The 23578-nt window shown below is 54.5% G+C and carries 17 protein-coding genes and 3 pseudogenes; 12 read left to right on the plus strand and 8 right to left on the minus strand.

The window, feature by feature from the left end; genetic code table 11:
- Nucleotides 1-13 precede the first annotated feature (13 nt).
- Nucleotides 14-802, plus strand: coding sequence for an aspartyl/asparaginyl beta-hydroxylase domain-containing protein (locus G9Q84_RS21505; protein ID WP_338104106.1), 789 nt, complete (start codon nucleotides 14-16; stop codon nucleotides 800-802).
- Nucleotides 790-1734 carry a sulfotransferase family protein gene (locus G9Q84_RS21510; protein ID WP_181644059.1) on the plus strand — a complete coding sequence of 315 codons (945 nt, stop codon included), beginning with the start codon at nucleotides 790-792 and terminating at the stop codon, nucleotides 1732-1734. The genes G9Q84_RS21505 and G9Q84_RS21510 overlap by 13 nt, the downstream gene beginning before the upstream one ends.
- An 836-nt stretch (nucleotides 1735-2570) precedes the next feature.
- Here G9Q84_RS21510 and G9Q84_RS21515 read toward each other — a convergent pair.
- Both G9Q84_RS21515 and G9Q84_RS29880 read right to left on the minus strand, forming a co-directional pair.
- Nucleotides 2571-3674, minus strand: coding sequence for a TnsD family Tn7-like transposition protein (locus G9Q84_RS21515; protein ID WP_242461469.1), 1104 nt, complete (start codon nucleotides 3672-3674; stop codon nucleotides 2571-2573).
- Nucleotides 3675-3686: 12 nt separating this feature from the next.
- A pseudogene (locus G9Q84_RS29880) lies at nucleotides 3687-4166 on the minus strand (TniQ family protein); the annotation flags it as partial.
- Nucleotides 4167-4841: 675 nt separating this feature from the next.
- Here G9Q84_RS29880 and G9Q84_RS21520 point away from each other — a divergent pair.
- The 5 genes from G9Q84_RS21520 to G9Q84_RS21540 all read left to right on the plus strand — a co-directional run bounded on the left by G9Q84_RS21520 (nucleotide 4842) and on the right by G9Q84_RS21540 (nucleotide 11332).
- Nucleotides 4842-5807, plus strand: coding sequence for a PDDEXK family nuclease (locus G9Q84_RS21520; RefSeq protein ID WP_242461470.1), 966 nt, complete (start codon nucleotides 4842-4844; stop codon nucleotides 5805-5807).
- 101 nt (nucleotides 5808-5908) lie between these two features.
- Nucleotides 5909-7816 (plus strand): transposase, encoded by a 1908-nt coding sequence (locus G9Q84_RS29430; RefSeq protein ID WP_242461471.1) that lies wholly within the window; start codon nucleotides 5909-5911, stop codon nucleotides 7814-7816.
- Complete coding sequence (locus tag G9Q84_RS21530) at nucleotides 7813-9159, plus strand: AAA family ATPase (protein WP_181644061.1); 1347 nt, start codon at nucleotides 7813-7815, stop codon at nucleotides 9157-9159. The genes G9Q84_RS29430 and G9Q84_RS21530 overlap by 4 nt, the downstream gene beginning before the upstream one ends.
- Before the next feature lie 68 nt (nucleotides 9160-9227).
- Complete coding sequence (locus G9Q84_RS21535) at nucleotides 9228-9980, plus strand: SIR2 family NAD-dependent protein deacylase (protein WP_181644073.1); 753 nt, start codon at nucleotides 9228-9230, stop codon at nucleotides 9978-9980.
- A 191-nt stretch (nucleotides 9981-10171) separates the two neighbouring features.
- The gene (locus G9Q84_RS21540; RefSeq protein WP_181644062.1) at nucleotides 10172-11332 is read left to right on the plus strand and encodes a TniQ family protein; all 1161 of its coding nucleotides are present in this window, start codon (nucleotides 10172-10174) and stop codon (nucleotides 11330-11332) included.
- A 55-nt stretch (nucleotides 11333-11387) separates the two neighbouring features.
- Here G9Q84_RS21540 and G9Q84_RS21545 read toward each other — a convergent pair whose 3' ends face one another.
- Entirely contained in the window at nucleotides 11388-11891 is a 504-nt protein-coding gene (locus tag G9Q84_RS21545; protein WP_181644063.1) for an HAD domain-containing protein, read from the minus strand.
- A 238-nt stretch (nucleotides 11892-12129) separates the two neighbouring features.
- On the opposite strand from G9Q84_RS21545, the gene G9Q84_RS21550 reads away from it, so the two are divergent.
- The gene (locus G9Q84_RS21550) at nucleotides 12130-12600 is read left to right on the plus strand and encodes a hypothetical protein (protein WP_203219275.1); all 471 of its coding nucleotides are present in this window, start codon (nucleotides 12130-12132) and stop codon (nucleotides 12598-12600) included.
- A gap of 529 nt (nucleotides 12601-13129) precedes the next feature.
- On the opposite strand, the gene G9Q84_RS29885 is transcribed toward G9Q84_RS21550, so the two are convergent.
- Nucleotides 13130-13438 carry a hypothetical protein gene (locus G9Q84_RS29885; RefSeq protein ID WP_181644074.1) on the minus strand — a complete coding sequence of 103 codons (309 nt, stop codon included), beginning with the start codon at nucleotides 13436-13438 and terminating at the stop codon, nucleotides 13130-13132.
- A 22-nt stretch (nucleotides 13439-13460) separates the two neighbouring features.
- Nucleotides 13461-13724: pseudogene (locus tag G9Q84_RS21560) on the minus strand (MFS transporter); the annotation flags it as partial.
- A 154-nt stretch (nucleotides 13725-13878) separates the two neighbouring features.
- Here G9Q84_RS21560 and G9Q84_RS21565 point away from each other — a divergent pair.
- The 4 genes and pseudogenes from G9Q84_RS21565 to G9Q84_RS21580 all read left to right on the plus strand — a co-directional run bounded on the left by G9Q84_RS21565 (nucleotide 13879) and on the right by G9Q84_RS21580 (nucleotide 21579).
- Nucleotides 13879-16686, plus strand: a pseudogene (locus G9Q84_RS21565) (ATP-binding protein).
- The gene (pvrR, locus tag G9Q84_RS21570) at nucleotides 16683-17882 is read left to right on the plus strand and encodes a response regulator cyclic di-GMP phosphodiesterase PvrR (RefSeq protein WP_181644064.1); all 1200 of its coding nucleotides are present in this window, start codon (nucleotides 16683-16685) and stop codon (nucleotides 17880-17882) included. The pseudogene G9Q84_RS21565 and the gene pvrR overlap by 4 nt, the downstream one beginning before the upstream one ends.
- A 123-nt stretch (nucleotides 17883-18005) precedes the next feature.
- The gene (locus G9Q84_RS21575; RefSeq protein WP_181644065.1) at nucleotides 18006-20897 is read left to right on the plus strand and encodes an ATP-binding protein; all 2892 of its coding nucleotides are present in this window, start codon (nucleotides 18006-18008) and stop codon (nucleotides 20895-20897) included.
- A gap of 34 nt (nucleotides 20898-20931) precedes the next feature.
- Entirely contained in the window at nucleotides 20932-21579 is a 648-nt protein-coding gene (locus tag G9Q84_RS21580; protein ID WP_181644066.1) for a response regulator, read from the plus strand.
- A 5-nt stretch (nucleotides 21580-21584) separates the two neighbouring features.
- Here the strand turns inward: G9Q84_RS21580 and G9Q84_RS21585 are convergent, their stop codons facing one another.
- The 3 genes from G9Q84_RS21585 to G9Q84_RS21595 are packed head-to-tail and all read right to left on the minus strand — an operon-like array spanning nucleotide 21585 to nucleotide 23450.
- On the minus strand, nucleotides 21585-22073 hold the full coding sequence (locus G9Q84_RS21585) for a fimbrial protein (RefSeq protein ID WP_181644067.1): 489 nt from the start codon (nucleotides 22071-22073) through the stop codon (nucleotides 21585-21587).
- Nucleotides 22070-22537, minus strand: coding sequence for a fimbrial protein (locus G9Q84_RS21590; RefSeq protein WP_181643963.1), 468 nt, complete (start codon nucleotides 22535-22537; stop codon nucleotides 22070-22072). Before G9Q84_RS21590 ends, G9Q84_RS21585 begins: the two co-directional genes overlap by 4 nt.
- A 7-nt stretch (nucleotides 22538-22544) precedes the next feature.
- Nucleotides 22545-23450: a fimbrial protein gene (locus tag G9Q84_RS21595; RefSeq protein ID WP_181644068.1), complete on the minus strand. Its 906-nt coding sequence runs from the start codon at nucleotides 23448-23450 to the stop codon at nucleotides 22545-22547.
- Nucleotides 23451-23578: the final 128 nt, after the last annotated feature.

Consider the following 23578-nt stretch of genomic DNA (forward strand, 5'->3'; position numbering starts at 1 on the left):
GAGGGTCAGGTTTGTGCTTCCGGTCTTTTCCCGCCTGCTCGTAACAGTGGATTTGCCTCTGCTGTTACAGGCGCTCTCGCGTATTGCCGATACAGCCTGGACCGCGCATTTCAATGCCAGTTACTACGACGGGCAATGGTCGGGGGTCGCGTTAATTTCTGCTTCCGACGCCCTGACGGCGTTATCGTCAGGCGCAGGTGAACCCATCTCCCGAGACTCCTGGCAAAACGACGACCGTTGGGCTGTGGCCCTGCGCGAGCTGCCACTGGATATTCGGAGCGCTCGTCTGCTGCGCCTCGGGCCAGGTAGCAGAATTCACGAACACCGCGACTATGACCTCGGGGGCCCCCAGGCTGATTGTCGTTTGCACATACCCTTGCTCAGCTCGCCAGATGTGGACTTCATGATGGAAAGCCAGCGCATCCCGATGAGTGCGGGCGAGTGCTGGTTTCTCGACCTTGCCCGGCCTCATAGTGTCGATAATTGGGGTCAGCAAGAGCGGGTTCATCTGGTGCTCGACTGTCGACCCAATGCCTGGCTTGAACAGCAGATCAAAGACGGCTTATCGACAACACCATCAGCGGGTACGGGCCGAGCAGCCGAAGCCTTTGCAAAATTTCGGGCCCTGCTGGAGAGCGCCCCTTTGCTATGCAGCGGCTTGCAGGCCGAACCAGACAGCGAAGCCTTCATCGTCCGAACGCTGGCGATGGGTGCTGAACAGGGTCTGCAATTTAGTCGTGAAGAGGTGCGCGCTGCGATGCGTTTGGGGCGTAACCAATGGAATCGACAATGGACAGCCTGAAAGACTGGTTGCCAATCCGCATCTGGCAAAAGGCCGAAGACTGGCGGGTAGACTGGTGTTGGTTTGGTGAACGCAAGCTTGATCAACCCTTCTTTCGCGATGCAGTAGACGAAGCGCTGCGGCTGCCTTTCAACCAGGCTTTCCGACGCGAGACACCGCTTTCGGTACTTTGCGAATGGCAGCGGCCTGCGATTCAACCCATGGCTTTCGTCTACCATGCCTCGCGTTGTGGCTCGACATTGCTTGGCCAGATGTTGGCGCAACTCGATGAAGTAATAGTGATATCCGAACCGCCGCCGCTTGATGCACTGTTGCGTGGCGTGCTTGAACCCGCTGTCCGGCGTGCTGCCCTGCACGGTTTACTGGCCGCTTACGGCCAGCCCAGACGTGGCAACGAGCAGAAACTGGTGATCAAACTGGATGCATGGAACATCGGAGAATTGCCGCTGTTACACGAGTGCTTTCCTGAGGTGCCGTGGATGTTTATCTACCGGGATCCACTGGAAATCGCTGTTTCTCATATCCGCCGTGCGGGCATGCACATGGTGCCAGGAATCATTGGTCCCAGCTCATTGGACGGAGAAAGTCAGAGTGATTCGCGAGAAGACTACATCGGGCAGCGACTGGGTTGGATTCTCGATTTTGGCCTTGAGCACTGCCGCGCCTTGGGTGGCTTACCAGTGAACTATTGGGAATTGCCCGGTGCGGTGAGTGGGCATCTGGGGGATTTCTTCGGGCTCGATGTCGTGCAACGCAGCAAAGCACTGTCAGCGTCCGCCTGGCACGCTAAACAACCGGCTCAAGTGTTTGTTGCAGACAGTCAGGAAAAGCAGCGTGAGGCGACCGATCTGCTCACGGAGCGTATCGAATACTGGACCCGAATGTCCTATAAGGCGTTGGAGTTATTACGGGGGGAGCGCAGCCCTCATTAGGCAGAAATAATCCTGATAGCGCCATCTATGCCCATGATTGGCTAAGGGGACCGACGTGCACTCAGCATCAAATGGCCGTTGAGAAAATGCAACTGCACGCTCCTGAGCAAGTCCGGACAGGCTTTGTTGTAAGGCGACAAACCGACCCTGTTGCAGCAAGGCATTCTGTACGCTGCTGCTGACCTTGCTCGGTACAACGTCCAGGTAGAGGGCGTGGTTGCACTACTACGCCGCCAGGGCTTGGCCGATGCAGACTGCTCGGACTTGGAAGAGATGTACAAGGAACAATTGCGCGTGCTGAGCGATTGGTTGCTGACAACATAGTTTGCCAGCAACCACCACAGCCCTAGAAAAAGCGATGGAGTCGACCCAACCCACCCAAGCATGACCGATGGCAAATGGCTCATAGCTGCCGCCGTTGAGGATAGGATGGCGTAATGTTTGCTGAGGCTGCAAAATTTGTAACCTGCTTTTTTAGCAAAAGAAATGTTGGAAAATTCGACTCCCCTAGATTCTGTCACCTTCTTTTTTTCGATATCGTTCGAAACGATGGCACCATTTCAGTCAATGAAATCAACGAATCTTGTCACCTTCTTATTTAGCAAGAAACAGCAAGGGCCGGTCAGATCTGTTCTACCGTCTCTTGCGATGCTTCCCGCCTCCGTATCCTCACATCCTGTTCACCACACAGGACTGCTCAGTGCTGTTGGCATGCTGATCTCCTTGAACGCTTCAGTCGCTTCCGGAGCGACAACCTCCTCATTTCTCAGTGAGGTGCTGTCATACCAAGTGGTTGTGTCAGTCAAAAGATTGCTTGTCGCGCAATCTGGGGAAAACTACTTCGTAATTTCGGTTAGAAGTTTTCTCGTCTTAGGATAACGTGACCTTTTCTCAAGCGAAGAGAACAGATTGGGTACCAGTTGGTAGAGGTCGCACTTACGGACTTTCTTCAAGTTTGAAGACGCTGTTGTCAATAACTGATTAATCAGCGAACAAAAATTCTCATCGCGTGCATCCCAGTCAATGGTCACATGGTTTCCGCATCTACCACTTGGTAGTGCAGCTGTCTGTGAAAGTAACCAAGATCGGTCATTTCTATAGAGCCAAGCGTAAATGTCTGGAACTAAGTTTTTAATAGTCTTCGCGCTGGCACCGGGATAATTACGAACTGTTGCACTCCAGGTGGTTCTCTTTTCTTCAAGTTTTTTTAGGTAAGATTTATTGATAAACATTTTATCGACGTCTGGATTTAAACGCAGAAGCCGATTAACTGTACATATAGATATATTAAAACTTGAACATATCTCTATTTTGGTGGAGCCATTCAAAAGCGCGTTAAGAACTTCTTTCTTCAAATCATTGAATATTTTTTTTGGTCTCGGAGCGCCCAATTTTCTGTCGGCTTTTGGACGTCGCTCATCGATAGTTTGAGAAAGTCTCAGCGACTTTGGGTTTCGAACTTTTGGGATTTCCTGTCGCTTTATTAAATGTTGATAAGCGTCTAGGAATAACTCTAAGCGTCCGAACAGCCACGAAATCAGAACCAGATGCTTTAGTGGGTGGCAGTAACCACGGGGCTTTCGTGTCATTTGGGAAATAAACCCTATCGCATGCTGCCGATCGCAAGGCAATGCGGAGAAAGGTGGAAAGGGTTCCAGCACTGAACAGTACTCAGCAAAGCGGTCGCCAGCAGCCACGCATGCCTTCTTGGAGGTGCCTAGATTTCTGAAAGCCTCCTTGTAGACTTGGACAACTTTACTGAGATCAAACTGGCTGTTGATGCCCAATCTATACAGAGTCACCGAAGAGTTAGAGATGGCCTGGAGTGTGGTAAGCGTTGAACGGTCGCTGGTCGCTTTGCCCATTTCCGCTAGAACGGGTTCATCCGGGAGAATCCACCGAAAGCTCCTGGACCACTGCCTGTTCTCTGTAGATTCCATCAGAAATAATCCATGAATTGGACATGTGATTACACCCGGAAGCTGATGGGATAGATGCCAGTACGTGGTCCCATAGACTGATCGATCAGCGGTCATACATTTAGCGCAGGCCTTTAGCGGGTGTGCTCCACCGAACCGGCCAGTTACGAGTCCAAGTTTATATTTGCAAGAGCCCAATCTGGGGCCAAGCAATGCGTCCTTCAGTGCCTGTACATGTTCGGATGACTGGAATGGAAAGAATATAGGTGAGATTGTATGTTCACAGATTATTTTCTCCGGGCTGCCCCAAGCAAGCATTGCATCCTTATTCAACAGGTTGAGGTTGTGGGGGAAATCGTGTGCGAACGATTTCGCGAGATCTCCTAACAGCAGTCTCAGCGTATCGTCAGTCGACTGGTCGCCCAAAAAACAATGCTGCCGGCTACAGAGGCTATAAAAGCATTCATCTGGTAACCAATTTAGGAAAGGAGTTTTCTTGCCGGTGAGGTTCATCTACGTGACCCCAAATAAGACAAAATAGTACTTCGGGCCATGATTGCAAAGGTCTAAAAGTTATTAGGAAAAGGATTAATAGGAGTTCCTGTTAATAACCATGAAAAGATGCCTTCTGTACCACTCAAAACTCCCACAATTTTCGTAGGGGACCGGAATCTTGTGTACGCTCCGCGTAGGCAGAGATTTATTTGGGTGGGGGCATGACGAGTTTGCAATGGTTGATGCGCAAAGTTGTTGTCAGCCAGGAATTCCCGGCGTTAATATATTCTTTTTTATCAAACTGGTAGCGAATAACGCAATGCGCTCTCGATGACCTAATCAGGCTTCGACGGTGGGCGGATTCTCAATCGGCGACGCTTAAGGTAGGCATATCGAAAGAATTTCATACGACAGCTATCAAAAACGAGAGAGCTGAAAGTCAGTAGACAAGGGCCCAAGTAACGAGCTTGGGCCCCTGTGGATAAGTCAGATAAGCACCCTGACTCTTCCATTGTCTATTCCTTGCATGCGAGACGTCAAGCCTCGCACGGCATCACTCATCCACAAGAAACTGCGCGTTATCCACAGTCAGACGCGTGGTTACCTCCCGCATGATAAGGGTTTCGCTGATGCGCCTGTTGTTATCCCCAACAAGCGCGACACTGAAATCCCAGATGAAATTGGAATGCTTGGATGAAACCGCAGGATAGATTCGCCCTCATCATGGACCGGCAGAGTGGGTTCGAATGGGGTGGGGAATACCTACCATCGACATTGGCGGTTCCCCGCGAGGCGCCGAAGGGGTCTCGAATCAGCAGGCTGCACAGCCGAAAGCTGAGACGCACGATTCACCTCCTTTCGCGGCCGGAGAAGATATTTACGCAACTGGCGCTCTACCACCCTGACTTGTTTGAGTTGCATGAGCAGAAAATGCTCTGGCCTGTTAATGCAGGTCATCCATTACGAGGACACCCTTTAACGAAGGGGACTTTCCTGCCCCCTCTGCGCGGCACTGTCGATATCGCGATGGACATCGGGTTTAAGCATCATGCAATCGTAGTAGAAGATGCTTGTGGCGACAGGCGCAAAATCCCGTATCCCTATCAGGGCGATCTTCTGCTGTACCTCCGCAACAGTCGAGGGGAGCCTTTCGCCGTCAACTGGACTGTCAAGGATCAGGTCGCGGCGTTTCGTGAGCGCCGCAGTACATCCCCGAAGACTCCTGTACAACAGCGGAGAGATCGCGAGTACGCCGAGCTCAGGGGGGAGCTAGAGCGGCGATATTACGCAAGCGCTGGCATCCGAACGGTTGAGGTTTCCTGCGACCTGGTACCGCCCACGATCCAAGCTAACCTGAATCTTCTATTCGGAATGCACGATCTTGATTTTTCGCTTGAGGCCGCTCTGTTGGAGGATTTCAGCGGCGCTGTGACTGATGCTGTCCATGCAGGAAAACCTGTTGCTTATGTGGTGTTTGAGCACAGCGCACGTTGGGGATACCGAGATCAATTCTTCGCAAAAATTTACCAAGATATTTGGGATCGAAAGCTCCTCGTCGATTTCAACGAGCCTATTCACGTTGATCAACCGTTCGTTACCGGAGGCTGCGATCTGCTTTGTGAGTTCAGCGCTTTTTTCGAAGACGCGGCACCATCATGAGGACGGGGTCGAGAATTGTCGCCCCAGAGGGGTTTCTCAACCTCGCACAAGGCACTGTTTACCACTTCTTGGTCAGCGACGGCAGACGAAACCGTGTTCGGTTGGTCGAATTCAAGGACAACGGAAAAAGCATCAGTACTCACCTGGTTCAGCTTAGCCGGATCTACTTTGAGGAAGCTGTCGAGAATGGATGGCTGTTGGAGGATGGCGAGGCCGATTCGACTCCTCCTTGGCTAATACCGATTGAAGGTGTAGCCATCGACTGTCTGGAAGACCGTCGGGTCTCTACGAAGGAGAGTTATGAGCAGAAGGTGAACAAGCGCTTTGCTGCAATCTCAAGCCTGATTGCTCGCCGGGATGAGATATTGGGGAGCGATGATCCTGACGGGCTCATAAACGCCCACGCCAAATCTCAGCGACCCCATCAGAACGCAGCCAGAATAAGGCTCTGGTTCTATTCCTATGTAGTTTTCGGCCAGACCAAATGGTCCTTGATGCCATCTCTTCACCGAATTGGGGCGTGGAATCGAGAGGGGCCTAGCCTAACAAAGAAGCTCGGCCGGCCCTCGCGTAAGGGGAAACGGCATGGTTATCGTTGCGATGTAGTCATGCAGCAAAAGATTTTAAAAGGCTTTCTGAAATATAAATCTCCTCACAAAACTCAGAACAAAATTTACAGTGAAATTCTCACGAAGGAGTTTGGTTGTGTCTCTATCAAACAGCACGATGCTGCAGTGGAATACAAGCACCCTAAGGGAAAACCTTTTCCTTCCTTTCCACAGTTTAGGTATTGGATTTCCAAACTGATTAGTGCGAAAGATCTTCGTATCGCATTAAAAGGAAAGCATCGTGCGCGCGCAAAATCAGGTTCTGAAGGAAGTTTTGCTGACAATCTTATTAATGTGAATCAGCGCATAGAATTTGACGGTTACAATATTACCGAAAAGCTTTCTGGTTTGACTGAAGGTAGTGCGGTAGACGGCTTCTGCGTCGTACGAACTGTGTGTGCGCTATCTGGGATGGTACTGGGGATTGGTTTTTCAGAAGGCAAGGAAAATATGGCCGCTTATCGCATGGCGATCTACTCCATGGCCTGCAACAAGGTCAAATTGTGCGAGCAGTATGGAGTAGAGATCAGCGCGGAAGAATGGCCAAGTGCCGGCTTGTCAGGCGACATGGTGCTGGATAGAGGTCCTGCTGCACACTACGAAGTTGAACCAGAGATTCACTGGTTAAAGTCGGTAGAGCTAACACCTGTCTATTCAGGACAATCCAAAGCCTCCATTGAATCCTCACACCCGAGAAACAGGAAAACGCTTGAGCAGCCTACCTATGTGCACAGCAAGCTTGATTTCGTGCAGATGGCCAAGCGTGAGATCGTTCGGGTGCTGAAGGATAACCACACCTCCGACGCTCAGCTACGCATGGACGAGGAGATGATTCTAGCTGGAGTTAAGCCGACGCCACATGGCATCTACAGTTATTGGAGCATGCGTGGTCGAGACTCCTCAATCGGCGTTCCTTTCGATGTGGCGGTAAGGGAGTTCCTCGACGAGCGACCCGCTGCAATAAGAAAAGATGGCGTTTATTTTTACGGGCGGAAATATAGATCCCATGCATTGGTAGAAACTGGAGTATTTGATCTAGTAGCTCAGAAAGGCGTCATTAAAACTTCAGTTTATGTTTTGGTCATGTGCGTTCGTCACATATGGATCGAAGTTAAAGGGATATTGTATGAGTTAGATTATGTGAGAACAGCGCGTACCTTGCAGGGCACGATCGATATCTCGCTACGCGATCTGCAGGATATCGCCAAAATGCGGAGAGAATCTGCCGCTGATCTTCGAGACGAGCGGCCTGCCCACGAGCAACTTTTCGAGGACCGATTCAAACTGAACACAGGCGAGGATTGGGACGCTGGTGAGCGGATACTAGGACGGCCATCGAAAGGCGGTGCTGCCCTTCGCGACACCGCCGATTACAATCGCTTAAGAGGGGTTACGAAATGAACAGAACAATCGAAACTCGTTTCGACGGTTATATGGACATTGAAAACATCCGTAAACGAGTTCTCATTCGTCCGGAGCCTGTAGCGAATTTGGAGGCGCTTCCCCCCTCGCTCGCCGCTGATCATCTCGCCGAGAGGCTAAAGGAGATTTACCTCCCTAACGCATTCTCTCTCAATTTTATTCATGAAATGGCCGGCCTGGCGTATCTGCACAACCTTAGAGTGTTCAGCAGTGAGGTTGAGTACGCCGCAAGAATCTTCAAGCCTCCTGAGGTGGAGGTTTTACCGATCTGCCTTACCGGCTTGGCGGGCGTTGGTAAGAGCCAGACAATTGCTGCTCTGCGTAGGGCTCTGCCTCCACCGATAGAGATGGCTTGCGATCTATATCAAGGCATCGTTGAGCTGACTTCTCTTTGGTACGCGAGTGCCCGCGGCAAAGCGAGTGGCAAGCAGCTTCTCTTAGATTTCGTGCACGGTAGCGGCCATGACGGGCGCGGTGGCAACCTGGCTAAGCTGCTGGTTGAGTGCCGTCGGCGCGCCAACCGGGACGGTGTTTCAATGGTTGTCCTAGAGGAAACTCAGCACATCAATACCGGTATGGGCGCTTCCAAGGTGACCGACATCTTGCTGACGATGGCAGCCATTGGACCGCCGATGATCTTTGTGTCCAATTACAGTCTCGTGCACAAGCTGCTTCGTCGTAACAGTGAGGATAAGCAAAGGTTGCTTTCCGAACCACGGATCATGCTGCCCGAAGATCCGAAGAGCCAAGATTGGTCTGACTATGTGCGCGAGTGCATGAGGGTTAGCGGTGGCCGTGTCAAAGCAAGCAATGAGAAGTTTGCGGCTGAGCTTTACCGCTCCACCTTCGGCATCAAGCGACTCGCTGTGCAGCTCATAAAGCTCGCTTACATCGAATGCCGTTCTGCCGAAAGGAATCGGATTGAGGTCGAAGACCTGCACAAGGCATACAGGTCCAGCGCATACACGAGCAACTCCAGGGATGTTGAAGATCTGCAACTGCAAGTCATCAACAACGGAACCAGCCGAACAAATCGCGACCTGCACTGCCCATTTGAGTTGCCAGTTGAGTTTAAGTCGAACGTGGTGAGCTTCGCTCGGGCAGATCGCGACCAGCGTGTACAGGCGAGGGTTTTTGATTCGTCGATTACCGAGACGGAGCGCTCAGTGCTGGAGCGTATGGCCTTGCCCGAAGAGAAAACTCTAGCCAAACCTACCCGACGAGCACCTATACCTATGGCGACAGACGAGGATCTCAAAAAATCGTTTCGTCACTACATGAAGTCGCATTCGCCGCCATCAGGTCCTGGGAAACCGAAGTAAATAGTCCGATTGAGGACTCCCAGTAAGATTGAAACGAGCGCAGCAGGAGAGGACCTTGTTCAGTGGAAATGCAACGAGCTGTAGACGCGATCCTTTCGGCCAAAAAGATAGCTTTCTTTACTGGCGCGGGTATCTCCGAAAAAAGCGGAATCCCCACCTTCCGCGACAAGCTGACCGGATTATGGGAAAAGCATGATCCACAACGTCTGGAGACTGCGAGCGCTTTCCGCGAAAACCGGGCTCTTGTATGGGGCTGGTACCTCTGGCGACGCCGGCAGGTCAGCTTAGCTGTGCCCAACTCAGCGCACCTCTCCATTCTTCGGTTCGCTAGCGCCGGTTGGGAAGTCTCTGTCATCACTCAGAATATTGACGACTTGCACGAGCGAGCTGGCTCAAAGAACGTGGTCCACCTTCATGGCAGTTTAATGAACGTGAAATGCTTTGGCTGTCACCGCCCATTTGAGTTGGCGCCTGAGCAGCTTCAAATTGCTGAAGAAGGACAACTGATTGAACCGCCCCGATGTGCTCGCTGCAACGGCAGGCTTCGACCGGGAATTGTCTGGTTCAAGGAGAATTTGCCCGAGGTTGCTTGGCGATCAGCTGTTCGACTTGTGAGGGAATGCGATTTACTGATTTCTGTTGGCACTTCCGGTGTTGTCATGCCGGCAGCGAGCATTCCAGAGAGAGCTTTGGCTGCAGGGGCGGCAGTGATCCATGTAAATTTGGATGACGTCGCATTAGAAGGTGCGAATGAGATTATGTTGATAGGTAATTCCGGGGAGGTATTAACAGCTATGCTTAAAATGATAGGGGTCGACTGAGCCTTTAATGAGAAATTGTCAATTTCAACATACCTAGCGAAACCGATGATCCAGAGGACCGAAAATGGAATCATCATCTAGCCTATTACCTAAGAAATTCCGATTACGCTTGCGGGCTGGTTTTATTTCTAAATAATAAATCGCTAGAAAGTATCCGATGGAAGAATTAATCCTTTGAGATTCAGCGGTAAATGATCATCAAAAGCAGTCATTTTTTTGAAAGGTTTTACTCTTTTCTTCGAACGGCTGTACCTCTTATTTCAATTTCTGGTCTATATACATTGCAACTACCTTCTACAAAGCTCCCTCAGATACAGACTGACGAATCGCTCACCTCTTACGTTAGGCGTAGCCTCTTTCTAAACGGGCTTGGAACGGGCATGAAGGCCTTTGAGCAATTAACAAAATGTCGTAAATTCCGCGGCACTGAGGTCAAAATTATCACTTCTGTTATGGGGTGGCCAGGTTGTTATGGGTTTAATCGTCTGATTCATAATCACACGCTGAACGCTGTAGACTTTATACTCAAGAGCAACCAAGATTTTTCATATTCACAAAAGCAATACATTCGAGACGATGTAAAATTCTCTGATTGGAAGGCTTCTTTCTGTCCTGACTGTGTAAGGGATGATCTCACGAAATTGGGATATTCATATTGGAGACGTTTCAGCGCTCCCTTCATCACTGTATGCTACAAGCACAACACGGTCTTAATGGATCGGTGTCCATTCTGCAATAAATTCTTTTCGCAAACCGCGCACCCATTAGATGTAATGTGGCAAGGTTGCAGCGGGCGCTATCTCAATGAAGCTGTTTCACTACCTAACGATGCTCCATTTGCGTTTCGACATGCTGTGATGGTTCATGAGATATGCTCCTCTCCTTATTACCTTTCCTATGTGGGGCTGATTCGGTCTCTGCGAAATAAGGCTGCATCGGTGATTCAATATCTTTCAAGTGAGTCAGCTCAAGAAATGAATTTTCTGCATTACCAAATGGATGCTTTGCAAGACTCCCTGAATATTTATATCAAGATTAATAATGCCAGCAGACACGATGAATCAAAGTTAGAGTTAACCAAGATTATCGCGAAGATTTATGATGGTTTTAGTGATATAGTGGGGGACTTGAGAGCGCATGACTTTGAATGCAGGTCTATTGACTCGCTGTGGAGTACTTACCAGTCGGGAGGAATAGAAACTGCTCATTTTGTAGAGGAGGATTTTATCAATGGCCTAGGATATTGGTCTTGCCCGAATCCTTGCCAATGGTCGAAATCGGATCGCAGCTCTGATCACCTTGAAACAAAAAATACTAGACCATATAGATGTTGCAACTTACTAATCTCGTAGGCAGCGCCTGGAAACGCCATATACAATTAAAAATTAAATTTTCCACAGTAATTAGTTAGTGCATTCCTTTCAGTGAATTAATCAGTGCCAACCGAGTGTGCGTGGCGCTTAAACCTAAGCTCGGATCACATGCCACCAAGCGGTTGTGAGCGGTAAAAGCCCATCCAACTGGGTCATCATCCAATGAAACCCAGTTGGTAAGCTGAGCTCTGGCAGCATAGTGGCTGATTTGATCGTATCGCGTGCGTCCATCCCATCTGTTATCGCCTAACCATTCCTTGGCCATCGAGCTATGCCACGTCGCTCCTGCCACTCGCACAGCTAATTCTGGTGGTAAGAAGCTCACGGCTCGTTTGAAACCTAAGTGACGGACCCAGCTTGTGCTCAAGACAATGGAAACCGTGGGAAACTCATTCAAGACTTCGATGAGCGAAGGAGCCCACATGAAAAGCTTGCCGTCCGCACGTAGGGTCGGGCCATTGCGAGTTAGGTATACAGCATCTGGATGAAGCACTCCGTCAAAGTCGAGAAAGAGCACCTGATCCTTTATGACTGGCATGCAGGCTTCCTCGGGTTGGCAGTGTTTAGAGACAAAGAGCTGTAGCACTGGATGATAGATCTTACTGACCCCATCTCCAAATTTTCGCTTGTAGTCCCATGGAATCGGCGCAGGACTTGGGCTAGATCCGTTTTCCAGTCAAGCCAGTTACGGGGTCGGTGCGGATGACCGGTACCGCCGCCAACTGGCGACGGCGACAAGATCCTACACGCTGGTAGGTACTCGCACAGGAAGCGGGGTGTGGACCCAGTTACATTGGCTCAAAGCCCGTAGCGGCAAGACGGCCACAGCGATCAGGCGACTGATTGCCGTCCGGCAAAAAATGGAAAATAGTCGGGGTCGGGTTGTACTTTTGTCGTTCTCGAATGCTGCGCTCAATACCTTCAACAAAGTCTACGCTCAGCTCGCTTCAGACCTTCCAGACGACGCTAACCGCAAGCGCGTACAGGTGGGCACGCTCGACGGTTTCTTCACCCAGCATGTGCTGCGTCCCCACGCTCACCGGACAATGCCCTCAGACCAAGCCGCGTATCTTGTGTCCGGTATAGAGCCGTTCCTGGCCAACTTTAGGTACTGGCCTGAGGAAGGACGTCCGACCCCCATCAAAGCCGTCAAAGTGGGCCTGGAGCATGGGGACTTCTACTTCGTCACCGGTGTCGCCAGCGGTGTCAGGGTTCGAGGTGCGGCTTCTAGCATAACTGTCGCATGATGGGTTTGCGGGTAGGTACTGCGGAGTTCGTCCACAGCCAGCATCAGCCCCTGGCAGAAGCCATGGATTGCTGGCAATGGCAATTTCTCGCTCATCCTAGAAAAGGCGTAGTAGCTCTTCGATTTGGCTTTGAAGTCTATTCATATTAGGGTCTGAAAAGCGAACGATGTCCAAGCCTTGCTTTCCAGCGTGAAGCGTCAGTTTCATTAAGCCAGCCTCCAAGCCAAGCTGGTCCTAGTAGATTCTTTCCAGCACGTCCGATGGCGACTATTCGCCTATGTCAAAAGCGGAAACAGTACTACGATCGATTTAGTTTGGCAGGCAACAGTGAAAGCGGGTCGTCATATGAGTGAAAACCATAAGCTTTCGGCAGACTCGACTGCTGAGGATATATTGGAGGTCAAACGACTAGCCAGAATCAGGCTTATCGATGCATTGTACGCGGCAGATCGAGAGAGCCTTGAACTAGCGGCCCAATATGTCAAATCTGCATTACGCGGCACGGGTTCGATTGCAAGACCAAAAAGGTTCAGCAGTCTAGGCAACGAGGACTGAAGATGATTTGGCTCGGTTTAGTTGGTACGTTATCTGTAAAATCGATCCTGCACCGAGGCGGCAACTGTTTGGCAAAATGAGTGATGCCTCGTTCTTCATCCCGGTCGCGTGCGTGTTCGCAGCGATTAGGACTGGTCTTGTCAATCAGAGCCTGGGCGGTGTCCGGTACTGCCGCATCCAGCGGAGTGATCTTCAGTCCGGACTCGGTGAGGATCGCGTCAGGGAGTTTGTTGTCCATGGCCAGCTTGGCGACAGTCGCCAGTTGCTGCTCCAGCAATTGCATGCGTTCCTCAAGGTACTGATCGTGAGCCGAAGGTCGAGGTGAACGAGGTGGCAATGTTGCCAAGTGCATACAGGCCCATCAGTAAAAGCAACATATGTTTGCGCAGTAGCTTGGCGCCGACCATGACGCCTAGGGCGTAGGTGCTGATGGCGTGGCTCGCTTGGGGCTCGCTCAGGTTGAGGTTGCGGGCTATGTCGGGCATCAGACCCTTGATAGCAAATTCGCCGGTGCCGATATCGAAAGCGCACGCGGGCATTACGTGCCCGGGTGTTTGGTGGATAGGCATGGATTTCTCTGTATTGAAGGGTGATACGGGGTGAGCCTGCGATCCTACGCAAGCAGCAGCGAAGATTTCTGAAACCGTGTGTGGCACGAGAGTTCCATCGCCTTTCAGATCCGTCTTATTCAAGTCTCCCCTCGCCACGCCTACTATTTTGGCGATGAAACTCAAACATTTCCTGCAACCTCTAGACTCTTCCTTTTCGACGCCCAACGCTGCTCGCAAGTTGTTGCGCCTATTCGCCTTGGCGTTGGTGCTTGGCGTGTATGTGAGCGCCTACATTTACCTGCGCGCGGTGTTGAATGAGGAGATTTCGCTGAGGCGCAGTTATATGAATGAAGCGATTTCCGACGCGCAAAGTTTTTTTGTCAGCCGCCAGACGCTGTTGAAAAGCCTGGGCCTGTCGACCGTGCGCCATGTCACGGCGCCGGTGGGTAACCTTAATAATGTGCCGAGCGAAGAGGTGCATATTACCCTGGGTGAGGCGGGCAATATCTGGAGCCTGTGGCTCACCAAGCGGCTGCTCGATTACCTGGATGCCAACAAGGTCAACCTGATCTATGTCGCCCAGCGTGCCGAACCGGTGGTCGAGCGCCTATTTACCGTCGGTGTGACGCCGAAAACTGTGCCGCAGCCGGTGCTGCAGCGGTTGATGGCGGTGGACACTGGCCAGGTCTCGGTCACTGATGAGTTGTGGCTGACCGAGCAGACCCGCCTGGATTCGCCGCTGTACATCTTCGCCCGCCTGGACGACCGCAGCTCGGCATCAGGGTGGCTAGGGCTGGAGGTGGAAGCCCCTAACCTGATCAGCGCCCTGCAGCATGAAAAAGCCGGTGACTTTATGTTGCTCGACGGCGCCGGCCAGCTGATTTTCAGCAGCGCGCTCCATCAACCGGCGGCTGCGAAGGAGCTGCGCCAATATCACGCTACGGCCAGTTTCGGTTGGGAAGGCAGCCGCTGGTTGCCGGACCGCTTGGCCATTCGCAGGCACCTGGGGTATTCCCAGTGGCAAATTATTTACAGCCTGGAATTGAGTTCACTGTTGCCCAGCCTGGCCATGCCGTTGCTGGGGTGCCTGTTGCTGTGTTTGGTGGCGAGTGTGTTGATGGTGCCGCTGGTGAGGCGCATCGACCAGCGCCTGATTATCCCGGCGGCCAATCGCATCGAAGCGCTGGTGGAGAGCGAGGCCTTCAGCAGCGCGGTGATTCGCATCGCGCCGGTGGCCCTGTGCGTTCTGCGCCGCAGCGATGGGGAAGTAGTACTGGAAAACCCCTTGTCGCGCAAATGGCTGGGCAATGGCCAGGAGCGTCAGCAACTGTGCCACGGCTGGATTCGCCGCGCCTTCCATGAACACGATCAAAGCAGCACCGACGAGCTGCAAATGGAAGACGGCCGCCACTTGTACCTGAGTTTTGCACCCACTCGTTACCAGCGTGAAGAGGTGCTGATTTGCGCCTTCAGCGACATCACCGAGCGCAAACAGGTGGAGTTGGCGTTGCAGCAGGCGCGCACCCTGGCGGATGCTGCGAATGAGGCCAAGACCCGGTTCCTGGCGACCATGAGCCATGAGATCCGCACGCCGCTGTATGGCGTGCTCGGCACCCTGGAATTGCTCGCGCGCACCGACCTCAACAGCCAGCAGCGCGGCTACCTGAACGCTATCGAAGGCTCTTCGGCGAATTTGCTGCAAATGATCTGCGACGTGCTAGATGTATCGAAAATCGAGGCGGGGCAACTGTCCCTCGAATTCAGTACGTTTTCGCCGATCGAGTTGGTGCAGGAGGTGATCCAAGGCTACGCTGGCGCCGCCCAAAGCAAGGGCCTACAGTTGTTCGCCTGCCTTGACCCGCAGTTGCCCGACCGTGTGCGTGGCGATGTCACGCGTATCCGCCAGATCCTGAATAACTTGCTCAATAACGCGCTCAAGTTCACTGAGAGCGGCCGGATTGTGTTGCGCCTGCGCCTGGAAAGCCGTGAAGGCGAGCGCGCGATGTTGCAGTGGCAGGTAGTCGATACGGGCAAGGGTATTGCCGAGGAAGATCAGCAGTACCTGTTCGAGCCGTTCTTCCAGGTCAGCGGCAATGCCAACTTGGTCGCCGGCAGCGGCCTGGGCTTATCGATCTGCAAGCGCCTGATGCATTTAATGAACGGCACATTGCGCGTGGTCAGCGAGCCGGGTCTGGGCAGCAGTTTTTCCTTCACCTTGCCGCTGGAGCAAGTCATCGACGACGGCCAGGCCCCCTGGGCGCAGCCGCTGTTGGGCGAGCGCGTGTATGTGGTGTCGCCGGTGCGGGAGCTGGCGGAAAGTGTCGGCGGTTGGTTGCGCCGCTGGGGTGCACGGGTGCAGCTCGGTGCGCCGGAGTTCGCCGAGGCCGACCCCGGTACGGTGCTGGTCGAGCTGTATCCCTGCCCGACCGAACCCGGCCAGTTGTTGCATTGGTCCGGGCCACGGGTGATGGCCTCCCTCGATGAACATGGCGCGTACCCCTGGCAGATCAGCCTGAACAACTTGCAGGCGCTCAACCGTGCGGTCAGTGGCGCCCAAGGCGGAGAAGAATTGCTGACGCCGAGGATCAGCGAAAAACCAACCGAGTTCAACCTCAACCTACGCCTGCTGGTGGCCGAGGACAACCTTATCAACCAGTTGATCCTGCGCGACCAGCTGGAAGAACTCGGCTGCAGCGTCGTGCTGGCCTGCGATGGCATTGAAGCGCTGTCGCTGTGGGGCGACACCGCGTTCGACATGATACTCACCGACGTCAACATGCCGCGCATGAACGGTTACGAACTCACCGAACAACTGCGCGGCCTGGGCTGCTCGCTGCCGATCATCGGCGCCACCGCCAACGCGATGCTCGACGAGGCCGAGCGCTGCCTGAACGCCGGCATGGATCATTGATTGGTTAAACCGTTCACCCTGCGGGCACTCTATCAGTGCTTGCATCGCTATCAGAGGAGGGTGCTTTGAGCGCCTATCGTGTACTCATCGTAGAGGACCATCCCTTTCAGCATGAGTACCTGATTAACCTCTTCCAGGCCAGTGGCGGTTTTGACGTCGATGTGGTGTGGGATGGCGCCGCAGCTTTGCGGCGCCTGGCCCGCCAGCGCTACGACTTGTTGCTCAGTGACTTGATGATGCCGGGGATGGACGGGGTGCAATTGATCCAGCACCTGGCGCAGATGCAGACTCCGCCCACCCTGGCGCTGATGAGCGTGGCGTCACGGCGCATGCTGGCGGGCGCAGGGCAGGTGGCCGAGAACCTTGGGCTGACCGTCGCCGGGCTGATCTCCAAGCCACTGCGTGAACCTGAAGTGCTTATCCTGCGTGATTGCCTCGACAAACTCGCCGAGCAGGAGCGCACGCCGTGTTGTCATCGGGGCGTCAGCCATTCCCGCGAGAACCTGGTGCGTGCCCTGGCCAACGGCGAGATCCAGGCCTGGTTCCAGCCGAAAAAATCCCTGCACGACGGGCGCATCGTAGGCGCCGAAGCCCTGGCGCGCTGGGTTCACCCGGTGGAAGGGTTGTTGATGCCCTGCGCGTTTCTCGGTGATATAGAGCGTCTGGGCCTGGAGGCCCAGTTGCTCACTTGCATCCTCGGCCAAACCCTCAGCGCCCAGGCCCAGTGGGCGCAGCTGGGCTACCGGATGCCGGTGTCGATCAACTTGCCCACGCATTTGCTCGACCAGTGCGACCTGGTCGACCACCTGCTCGCCCAGGTGCAAAGCCGCGATGCTGAACCTCGGCAAATCACCTTCGAATTGATGGAAAGCTCTACCACACAGTTGACCAGTAACTACTACGCTGGAGCATGTCGCTTGCGCATGATGGGCTTCGGGTTGGCGATGGATGACTTCGGCAAGGGGTTTAGTTCCTATTACAACCTGGTGTCCACGCCGTTCAACGAGGTCAAGATCGACCGTTCACTGGTGCATGGCTGTGCCGAGAACGAGAGCCTGACTTCGGCCTTGCAGAGCATTGTCGAGCTGTGCCGCAAACTCGGCCTGACCGCCATTGCGGAGGGCGCCGAGACCCAGGCGGAGCTGGCGATATTGCGGCGTATTCGCTGCGATCAGGTACAGGGTTTCCTGATCTCCCAGGCTGTGGCAGCGGAAAAATTTAGTGCCTTATTGATACAGGATGGCCCTGCGCCAGCACTTATCTGAGCAGTCAGGGTCAGACAGTCAAGAAGCCCGAAGGAAGGGTCGCCCGATAGCCGGGCGTTATTGGCCAATGCCGGGATTAAGCATAGGCCCCACGTCCTGATTCAGGCTTCTGCGGTACTGACTATGAAACATGCAAGTCTGCGCCTGGATAAGCTGGCGCAAAGCTCTCAACGCCTGAACAAAGCCCTGTTGTTGCTCACCGGGCTCGCCCTGTTGCTTTCCAGCAGTTGCTACTGGGCAGTGTCGCGATTGCTCGACGCCGAACAGGATAAAATCGAGTTCCACTTCGCCCGTGTGATGGAGATCGTCCATGAGCACGAGGGGTTTCTGCGCAGCGTGGCCAGCGGCTACAACCGAAGTAACCCGCCGCCCCTGCCGGCGGTGCAGTCGACCTCGGTGGTGGAGGTGCAGCGCGAGGCTGGGCAGGTGCTGCTGCAGGCCAAGGGGTTTGCCTTGTCGCTGCCCTTTACGTTGTCCCACAACGAGACGTTTGCGGCGGACGACACGAGGCGGGCGCTGGCGTTTGGTGTGCAATTGACCGACTACTATGGCAGCTATTGGGCCGGTTCGTTTTACGCCTCGCCGCAGTTGTTCGTCCTCACCCCCAATAACGTTGCCAGCCTGGCCGTACCCGGTATCGGTGGGTTGCGTCATTACCAGCCGTTACTGCCTGAGCAGTACCACGAGATAGTGAGCCGCCTGTATCAGTTACAACAAAGTCAAAGTCTGTTGCTCAATGACAGCCGTGTGCGCTGGATGCCTGCACCGTTAAAGCTGTATCGCAACAGCCGCAACATCGTCGCCATGATCGGCCTCGACGTGTCCGCCGCCGTACTGCCGGCCAATCAGCCCCAAGCCCCGTTGACGCTGGCGGCGGTGGTAGATACGGCCCAGGTCGATGAATTCGAGCGGGTGCTGCAACGGTCGGTCTATAACCAGTTCACGCTGATTACGCCCCAGGGCGATATGCTGCTCGGCAACCTCGGCGATGAACACATGGCGCCACTGGGTTTGAGTTTCAATCGCCAGGGCTTGCGCTTCAAGATGCTCAGCGAGGGCGGCGAACACTGGACCGGTTTGTACGCGATCAGCTATCAGGATTTTCTGCGCTACGCCAAATGGCCGCTGCTCGGCCTGGGCCTGACGTTCTTGGCGGCCGTGCTACTGGGCGGGTGGATCAACCATTGGTACAAGACCCGCATCGTCATTCCGGCGCAGCGCGCGCAGGAACGGTTGTTCGAGAGCGAGGCGTTCAATCGCATCATGCTGCACAACGCCCCTGTGGGCTTGTGCGTGGTGCGCCGCAGCGATCATCAATTGCTCCTAGAAAACCAGCGCGCCGTGCAACTGTGCGGCACCGCACCGTTACTCGACGTGCTCAAAGCTAACGATGGCCGGGATACCCCTGGTGAGATGTGCCTGGCGGTAGAGGGGCGTTACTTGCAGGTCGTTGTGGCGGCAGCGCGCTACGAAGGCGAGGACGTGTTCCTCTGCGGCTGCAATGACATCACCCGGCATGTGGACGAAGCCCAGTTGCTAAACCTGGCGCGCCAGAAAGCCACCGAAGCCAACGAGGCCAAGACCGTGTTCCTGGCAACCATGAGCCATGAAATCCGCACCCCGTTGTACGGAGTGCTCGGTAACCTGGAACTGATGGCGCTGACCGACATGACTGAGCGACAGCGTCACTACCTGGAAATTATCCAGGGCTCGTCCACTGTACTGTTCCAGTTGATCAGCAACGTGCTGGATGTGTCGAAAATCGAGTCCGGGCAAATGGCCGTGGAATCGGCGTCGTTTAACCCGAGCCATTTGGTGGAAGAGTCGGTGCTGGCATTCAGCGCGACTGCGCGCAACAAAGGCTTGCAGATTGATGCCGAAATCGACCCACAGCTGCCGGCCCAACTGCTCGGTGATGCCGGGCGCATCCGGCAGATTCTGCATAATTTGCTGGGCAACGCGATCAAGTTTACCGATTCGGGGCGCGTGCGTTTGCGCCTGATTGTGCAACACCTGCTTGAGGATGAAGTGACCCTGCAGTGGCAGGTCACGGACACCGGCGTGGGCATTCCGGAAAAAGCTTTGGAGCAGTTGTTCAAGCCGTTTTATCAGGTGGCGAGCGGACAGGACGGCAACGGCGCTGGCTTGGGCTTGTCGATTTGCTTGCGTTTGAGTGAGCTGATGGGCGGCAGCATGCGCGTGGTCAGTGAGCCTGGGTTGGGCAGTAGTTTTTCACTGTTCATCACCTTGCCGGTGCACCCGGAAACGCTGGCCTTTGCTGCTCAACCGTTGATGCCGTTGTGCCTGGACGCACCGTGTTTGAACGTGCGCGTGCTGGTGGCCGAAGACAACCCGGTCAGCCAGGCCGTGCTGCAAGAGCAGCTCGAAGCCCTCGGCGCCCACCCGACCATGGCGCGGGACGGCGAGCATGCACTGCAGATATGGGGCTCGCAGCCGTTCGACCTGGTGATCACCGACATCAACATGCCGCGCCTCAATGGCTACGACCTGGCCCGCGCATTGCGTGAACAAGGTGTGCAAGTACCGATTATCGGCGTGACCGCCAATGCCTTGCGTGAGGAGGGCGAGCGCTGCCTGGCGGTGGGTATGAACGCGTGGGTGGTCAAGCCGCTGAGCCTGAGCATGCTGCGCCAGGCGTTAATGGCGCACTGTCGGCGGGCAACGGCCTTGGCGGTTCCTCAGCCGGAGCGGGACCGCCAAGGCTGGATCGAACTGTCGCCGGCCATGCGCCAATTGATGGCCGACACCTTGCTGGCCGATGTTCAGCAGATCGAGCAAGGCCTGGCGATCGGTGATTCAACCCTGGTCCGCCAGCGCTTGCATAGCCTTAACGGCGCGCTGGCCAGTGTGCGTGCAGGCGAACTGTCGAGCGCGTGTCAAGCATGGGAAAACACCCTGTACGACTTGCCGCTGGATACCCATGCGACCACGCAGATCCGGGGTGTGTGCACACGGCTGACGGCGGTGGCGCAGTGCTTGCTGGCAGAGTCGTAAACCTGATGAGTGCTCACTCCAAGGAAAATAACGAATGCGAGAAATGAACGTTGTGATCGCCGATGACCACCCGATTGTGCTGGTGGGCGTGCGCGAAATTGTGCAGCGTGATGCACTCTACAGCCTGGTGGGCGAGGCGCTCAGTTCTAGTCAACTGATCGAGCAACTGCACACGCACCGCCCGCAGGTGCTGATCACCGATTTCAACATGCCTGGCGATGACACTTATGGCGATGGCCTGAAGTTGATCGAGTACATCCTGCGCCACTTCCCCGAGACCCAGGTGCTGGTACTGACCATGATCTCCAACAGCCTGATCCTTTCGCGTTTGCAGGAGTTGGGCGTGGCGGGGGTTATTCAGAAGAACCACCTGCATGGCGAAATCGAAAAAGCCCTAGGCGCCATCAGTGCCCAGCGCAGTTACCGGGCGCCTGAACAGGTGTCCACCTCGGTAGTGGCTAACGCGTCGCAGGTTCAGGATCGGTTCCAGAGCCTGTCACCGCGCGAACTAGAGGTGGTGCGTTTGTTTGTCACCGGCATGAGCGTAAGCGACATTGCGCGGCAATTGAGCCGAAGCGTTAAGACCGTCAGCACACAGAAGATTTCGGCTATGCGCAAGCTGGATGTGGACAGTGATCAGGCGCTGCTGACCTATTGCATCGAGGCCCGGCAGTTTCAGTAGGGGGGTTAGCGGTACGTCATCTGCATCAACAGCGTTGCGCTGTAGCTGCCCGCTTCGGGCAGTTCGCCCACGGTCGCCGGCTTGACTCGTAGGGTCAGTTCCAATGGTTCTTTTTCCACCGTCCAGTTGCTGGTTTCTCCCAGACTGAAATCGGCCTTCGCGCTTTTATTCAACAGCCCCAGGTGCAGTCCCAGACCAGCGCGATTGGTGAGCAGGGTCTGGTTGTCAGCGCTGCCCAACCCCGCTGAAAACGTCAGGCTCACCTGGCTGTCAGCTTGGCAATCGAAGATCAGCGGTACGTCGGTAGCGGCGACGCTGTCATCGACTAACTGGTTGAGGTTGGCGTCACCCAGTTTCAACTGTTGCGAGGTGGGAAAACGTGGTGTGCAGGGCGGCGCGATCAGCTTGCCGCTGACATCGATCTTCGCCTCATCTGCCGGTTGCGCAACCGCCGTGCCGGTCACCGCCAGCAGTATCCAGATAAGCACTTTCATAGGTAGTTGATGGTCATGACGATCGACGAGGTGAACGCGCCCGGCGTCAGGGTGCCTTGTGCGATCAGCTTCGCCTTGAGGCTGATGTCGACGTTGCCGCTCAGGTTGCTGTAGGCCTTGGCGGTGCCTTTAAGGTTGGCCACCGTATTGTCTGCCCACAACAGCGAAACGCCGAGGTTGTCGACCGTGGTCTTGGCCACCGTGTCGGTGTGCGTGCCTTTGCTGGAAGCGAAGCTTACGTTCAGCGATGAGCCAGCCGGGCAGGTCATTTTCACGGGAACCGCTACGGTATCGGTGGTGGCGACCTGGTCGGTGCGCACATTACCGAATGCTGCCGTGAGGGAGGTGCCAGAAGTCAGTACGCAGGGCGGTCGGGTGAGGGTGCCGCTTACGGTGATATTCACGGTGTCGGCGGCCTGGGCGGCAGTGCCGAGCAGTACCAGGGCGAGCAATGACGTTTTCATGATGGCCTCATTGGTAATCAATGGTCAGGGTGTATTGGCTACGGAATGCGCCGGCGGGAGATTTCCCGGCTTCCAGCACCGGCTGGAAACTCAAACCGATGCTGTTGGGGCCTGCCTTCAGATACTTGTAGGCAAAGCTATTGAAACCTACCTTATCCATGTTGCTGCTCCAAAAAGCCTGCATGTTCAAGCCCGGCAGTGTGGTGTGCGACAAGCCAGTGGCGTTGACTGCAGCCTGGGTCGGTGTCAACGAAATGGCGGCGCGGACGTCGGACTGGCAGTTGACTGAAATAGTGGTGTTTTGATATGCGGTGTTGAGGTTGGCGGTGCTGATGCTACCGAAGTTCAGGTTCACTGTTTTCGACGAACTCACGCTGCAACCGACGGCGGCGACGTTGTAGATGAACGTGGTCATGTGGATCCACTCCGCGTAATTCGGATAACCAATAGCGGTCACGCCCAACATTACTTGCGCTCTACGTATGCCAGGCGTGCTAGGGGCGGTGCCGCCTATGTAGTAGGTGTAAGAGACTTTGCCGCCGACGGGAATCCACGCACAACGTCCGCCCAGGCAGTCCCCCCCGTAATTACCCAGCGGTAGCGTAGACATGTAGGTATTTGAGTACGGGTCCAAGCCATATAGGCGGGCGGGGTTGCTCCCGCTGATGTTGGTGATTTGCAGAGTTGGATAGGCTCCTCCGGGGAATGGTCGTTTTGCCGTGCAGGTACCGCTGAACGGCACTTTCATCTCGGCGCCAGCTGCAAATGTGTAACCGCTTAAATTGCTACCTGAGACATTGCAATCCCAGCTGCCATCGATCAAAGCCTGGGCGTCCAGCGGCAACATCCAACCCAGCACCAGCAGGGTTAAGCACTTGCTCCAGCAAGCGGCGAGGTGATTTTTAAGGTTCATGACTTACGAATCCTTGGCACCCGACCCACCGGCCGCGCGCTCACATTGAATGTTCAGTTGTGTAATCCCACCCTCGGCAGGCCCTTTATCGTCCAGTTTCAATTCGCGGCTGCACCACGGCTGGTTAT

Source organism: Pseudomonas sivasensis, from assembly GCF_013778505.1.
In the GTDB taxonomy this organism is placed as follows: Bacteria; Pseudomonadota; Gammaproteobacteria; order Pseudomonadales; family Pseudomonadaceae; genus Aquipseudomonas; species Aquipseudomonas sivasensis.

Excerpts from the sequence above, each read along its gene's own strand:
- G9Q84_RS21510 (WP_181644059.1), top strand. The coding sequence starts at position 790 with ATGGACAGCCTGAAAGACTGGTTGCCAATCCGCATCTGGCAAAAGGCC.
- G9Q84_RS21520 (WP_242461470.1), top strand. The coding sequence starts at position 4,842 with ATGAAACCGCAGGATAGATTCGCCCTCATCATGGACCGGCAGAGTGGG.
- G9Q84_RS29885 (WP_181644074.1), bottom strand. The coding sequence starts at position 13,438 with ATGCAATTGCTGGAGCAGCAACTGGCGACTGTCGCCAAGCTGGCCATG.
- G9Q84_RS21580 (WP_181644066.1), top strand. The coding sequence starts at position 20,932 with ATGCGAGAAATGAACGTTGTGATCGCCGATGACCACCCGATTGTGCTG.
- G9Q84_RS21535 (WP_181644073.1), top strand. The coding sequence starts at position 9,228 with ATGCAACGAGCTGTAGACGCGATCCTTTCGGCCAAAAAGATAGCTTTC.
- G9Q84_RS21545 (WP_181644063.1), bottom strand. The coding sequence starts at position 11,891 with ATGCCAGTCATAAAGGATCAGGTGCTCTTTCTCGACTTTGACGGAGTG.
- G9Q84_RS21575 (WP_181644065.1), top strand. The coding sequence starts at position 18,006 with ATGAAACATGCAAGTCTGCGCCTGGATAAGCTGGCGCAAAGCTCTCAA.
- G9Q84_RS21540 (WP_181644062.1), top strand. The coding sequence starts at position 10,172 with ATGATCATCAAAAGCAGTCATTTTTTTGAAAGGTTTTACTCTTTTCTT.
- G9Q84_RS21585 (WP_181644067.1), bottom strand. The coding sequence starts at position 22,073 with ATGAAAGTGCTTATCTGGATACTGCTGGCGGTGACCGGCACGGCGGTT.
- G9Q84_RS21595 (WP_181644068.1), bottom strand. The coding sequence starts at position 23,450 with ATGAACCTTAAAAATCACCTCGCCGCTTGCTGGAGCAAGTGCTTAACC.
- G9Q84_RS21530 (WP_181644061.1), top strand. The coding sequence starts at position 7,813 with ATGAACAGAACAATCGAAACTCGTTTCGACGGTTATATGGACATTGAA.
- G9Q84_RS21515 (WP_242461469.1), bottom strand. The coding sequence starts at position 3,674 with ATGGAATCTACAGAGAACAGGCAGTGGTCCAGGAGCTTTCGGTGGATT.
- G9Q84_RS21590 (WP_181643963.1), bottom strand. The coding sequence starts at position 22,537 with ATGAAAACGTCATTGCTCGCCCTGGTACTGCTCGGCACTGCCGCCCAG.